This window comes from Nocardioides sp. P5_C9_2 (genome assembly GCF_054049555.1).
The window spans coordinates 1-4020 of sequence record NZ_JBFUMD010000371.1 but is presented as its reverse complement, the minus strand read 5'-3'; the positions used below and the strand labels follow the sequence as shown (position 1 = coordinate 4020).

4 protein-coding genes are annotated in these 4020 nt (G+C 72.3%); all 4 read right to left on the bottom strand.

Translation table 11 applies throughout. From position 1 onward, the window contains the following. Positions 1-146: 146 nt before the first annotated feature. Positions 147-1076 (bottom strand): glycosyltransferase family 2 protein, encoded by a 930-nt coding sequence (locus ACXJKL_RS16280; protein ID WP_457208070.1) that lies wholly within the window; start codon positions 1074-1076, stop codon positions 147-149. Positions 1077-1114: 38 nt separating this feature from the next. Further along, complete coding sequence (locus ACXJKL_RS16275; protein ID WP_457208069.1) at positions 1115-2680, bottom strand: LCP family protein; 1566 nt, start codon at positions 2678-2680, stop codon at positions 1115-1117. Positions 2681-2792: 112 nt separating this feature from the next. Further along, positions 2793-3326: a DUF402 domain-containing protein gene (locus ACXJKL_RS16270; RefSeq protein WP_457208068.1), complete on the bottom strand. Its 534-nt coding sequence runs from the start codon at positions 3324-3326 to the stop codon at positions 2793-2795. After that, complete coding sequence (locus ACXJKL_RS16265; protein ID WP_457208067.1) at positions 3323-3829, bottom strand: acyl-CoA thioesterase; 507 nt, start codon at positions 3827-3829, stop codon at positions 3323-3325. Before ACXJKL_RS16265 ends, ACXJKL_RS16270 begins: the two co-directional genes overlap by 4 nt. Positions 3830-4020 lie beyond the last annotated feature (191 nt).

Here is a 4020-nt window from a genome sequence, read left to right as displayed (position 1 = left end):
GTGGTCGGTGGAGGCGTTGTCGACCACCACGACCACGTCGGGACGGCGGGTCTGGACCGCCAGGCCGGCCAGCATCGCGAGGAGCAGGTCGGCGCGGTTGTGGGTGACGACCACCACGGCCACGGTCTCGACCGCCGCGGGCCCGGTCATCGCAGGAACCTCTCGTGGCCGTCGTACTCCCCCGCCAGCCCGGCGCGCATCGCCCCGGCGCTGAGCCGGAGGCGGGTCAGGCTGGGCCGGGTGAAGGTGTAGAACCACACGGTCTTCACCACGAAGGCCAGCGCGTGCAGGGGTCCGCGGTAGTCGCGGAGGTTGACCAGGTTGTTGCGGGCCATGCAGTAGTGCTTGAGGTCGCTCGGGCTGTGGTTGTACGTCGTGCGGCCCCACATCATGGGCGTCCCCAGCTCGCCGACGCTGGGGTGCAGCACCCGCGCTCCCGACACCGTCGCGACCCGGGCGCCGGCCTCCTTGGCGCGCCAGAGGTACTCGACGTCGTCCCCCCAGATGAAGAACTCCTCGCGGGGCAGCCCGATCCGGTCCACGAGCTCCTTGGTGACCAGCACGCCGTTGAAGGGGATGACGACGTCGGCCAGCACCCCCGCCCGGGCGGCCGCGCGGGCCTGGGCCATGTCGCCGACGACCCGGGCACCGCCCGGCAGCCGGATCGGGAAGACGAGGCGCTCGGGGTCGGCCTCGTCCACGACCAGGGGGCCCCAGAAGTCGAAGTCGTCGTCGTGGGCGAGCAGGGTCGTCAGGCAGTCGGCGTCGGGCAGGCCGTCGTCGTCCATCAGCCAGACGAGGTCGGCACCGCGGTCGATGGCCCACGCGAGACCGTCGTGGAATCCGCCGGCCCCGCCGCGGTTGTGGTCCAGGGTGCGGGCCAGCAGGGGGACCTCCCCGGTGGTCGGCTGCGCGGAGAGCCAGTCGCCGGTCCCGTCGACCGACGCGTTGTCGACCACCAGCACCTCGCTCAGCCCGGGCACCTCCCCCAGTCGCGCCACCAGTCGCTGGAGCAGCGGCAGCCGGTTGAAGGTGACGACCACCGCGACGACACGGCCATCCCGGGGAGCAGTCACGGCGTACACCCTAGGGGCCGGATGCCCCGAGAGCCCGATCAGCAGACGGCGCCGAGGTCGTCGGCCGCATTGGCGGCGTACCCGTCCTTGAGCGTCCCGAACGATCCGCCGGTCATCGACGGCGGGGCCGCGGGCGTCGTGGCCGGAGCCTCGGCGGGCGCCTGCTCGCCGGTCCCGGTGTCGCTGCCGGCGTCGGAGGCTGCGTCGGTCTCGGGCTCGGGCTCGACCGGGACCGGGGCAGGGGCGGGGCTCTCACCCTCGGCGCGGTCGATGGCCTCGGCCACCTTGCTGTGGATCAGCTCGATGTCCGGGTCGGCGGTGGTGATGAGCGGCGGGACCAGGGAGAGGGTGGCGATCTTCTGGCTCTTGGCCTTGAGGGCCAGGTCGACGAACCGGCCGACCTCGCCGCGCGGCACGCTCGTGGAGATCATCTCGGAGGAGGCCTTGGCGATCTTCTCGAAGTTGCGCAGCGCCGTCTCGGGGCTCACCTGCTGCAGCATCGCGTTCATGACGCACTTCTGGCGGGCCATCCGCGAGTAGTCGTCGGACCCCTCACGGGCCCGGGCGAACCACAGCGTGTCCATGCCGTCCAGGGTGCGGGTGCCCGGCTCGATGTAGCGGAAGAAGGAGTCGGACGGCAGACCCACGGGGATCCGGTCGCGCACGGTCAGCTCGACGCCCCCGACCGCGTCGACGAGGCTTCGGAAGCCGGCGAGGTTGACCATCGCGTAGTAGTTGATGTCGAGGTCGGTGATGCCCTCGACGGCGGAGACGGTGGCGTCCACGCCCGGGTTGTCGGAGCCCTTGAAGAGCTCGGTGTGGTCCCCGGCCCAGGTGCTCACGCCGTTGAGGTAGCAGCCGTCGCAGTCGAAGCCGTGCGGGAACTGCTCGGCCATCGGCGAGCCCTCGTCGAAGGGGAAGTTCGCCATGTTGCGCGGCAGGCCGATGAGGACGGTCTTGCCCGTACGGGCGTCGATGCTGGCCACGGTCAGCGAGTCGGGTCGCAGGCCCCAGCGGCCGGCTCCGGAGTCGCCGCCGAGCAGCAGCACGTTGAAGCGTCCGTCGTGGGCGCCGACGACGGCCCCGTCGCCGAACATCGTGAGCATGAAGGTGCGCTGCACGCCGACCATGTGGGCACCGAAGAGCAGGGTGCCGGCCACCGTCAGGGAGAGGAGGCCGTTGACGCCGACCACCGCGAGACGCTGCTGGCGCTGCAGGCCGAGGGGCTGGCCGAGGCGCCATGCGTCCATGAACAGGAGGGCCCACCCGACGGCCAGCGCCATCAGGCCCAGGCGCAGCGCGCCGAGCAGCAGGGTGTTGGAGGCCGCCCAGAAGACGAAGGAGTGCGCGAACGCCGCCACGAGGGCGGTCAGCAGGACGGACACGATGACGCCCAGCCACACGCGGATCGCGATCCGGCCCAGGCGCCGGTTGCCGGCCATCAGCTGGGCCGAGCCGGGGATGACCGTGGTCATCACCATCAGCGTCACCGCGCGACGGAACCGCACGCGTTGCGCCCGGTCGGCGGTGCTGTGGCGGCTGGCGTGCGGAGCGTGCGCGGTCGGGGCGTCGGGGTGCGACCCGCTGGAGCTGTCGGGCGGCATGGGGTGCCTCTCTTGCTGGGGGAAGTCAGCCCGGCCAGTATCACCAGTCCCACCCGTCACACCGGGGTGCGACGCGCCGTCGCGACCCGATGGCTGCAGATGGCCGAGGACCTCAGGGCGTCCAGCCGTCGTAGTCCGACCACCACCGGTCGTCGGCGTCGAGGAGGTCGACCACCCGGTCGGCCGCCTCGAGCACCGCACCCACCGTGTCCAGCCCGATGCGCCCCTGGACCCGCTGCGCGTGCAGGTGCTCGACGTCCTTCCACTCCCGGCGCCCGTCGGGGTGGACGATGAGGTCCAGCCCGTGGTCGTCGGWGTCGAACCCGTCGTCGTCGCGCCCCACCGGGCTCTCGAAGTTGACGTACCAGTGCTGGAAGACCCCGTCCACGAAGAACTTCCAGACGCTGTAGCGCTCGCCGGTGCGGTGCACCTGGAGCACCGTCGTGGCGCCCCACGCGACGTGCGCGGCCCACGGATGGGTTCCCATCGGGTGCGGGTGGAACGTGAACGGGGAGCCCGGCTCCAGCAGCACCGCGAAGGTGGTGCCGTCGTCGTCGACCACCGTGACGGGGTGCTCCAGCCACGGTCGCCCRTGCAGGACCTCGCGGCGGGTGATCACCTCCCCCGGCACCCAGGGCGTGGTCATGCCTCGCGGCCCCGGTCGATCGCCCGCTTGCGGGCGAGCCGGTGGGCGCGACGGATCTCCGCCTCGCGCTCGCGGCGTACCTCGCTCGCGGTCTCGGTCATCAGGCCCGGTACGGCGCGGGGGGCGCCGTCCTCGTCGATCGCCACGAAGACGAAGTACGCGCTGGCGACGTGCACCGGCTCGTCGGCGGCGTTGCCCCACGGCTGGGTCTCGACGCGCACGCCGATCTCCATCGACGACCGTCCGGCCCAGTTGACCTGCGAGTAGGTCTTCACGATGTCGCCCACGTGGACGGGCCGCAGGAAGCTCATCTCGTCCATGGCGGCCGTGACCGCCGGACCGTCGCTGTGCCGGAAGGCGACGGCCCCGGCGGTCGAGTCGGCCAGCTTCATGATCTCGCCACCGTGCACGTTGCCGAGGATGTTGGCGTGGACCGAGGTGGCCGCCATCGCCAGCGAGACGCGGGAGTAGGACACCGGACGCGCGGTGGGCGGTTCGCTCATGCGGGCACGGTAGCGTCTCGGCCATGGCTGAACGTCCCCCCGGGAAGGGCGGTCCCGAGGAGGGAACGCCCGAGTACGACTGGCTCTACGGCAAGGGCGGCGCGGGTGCCCCGCCGGCGGGCTCCGCCGACGCCACCCGGATGGTCCCCACCCGGGGACGCTCCGGCGAGCGGGCGCGCCCGGACGAGACC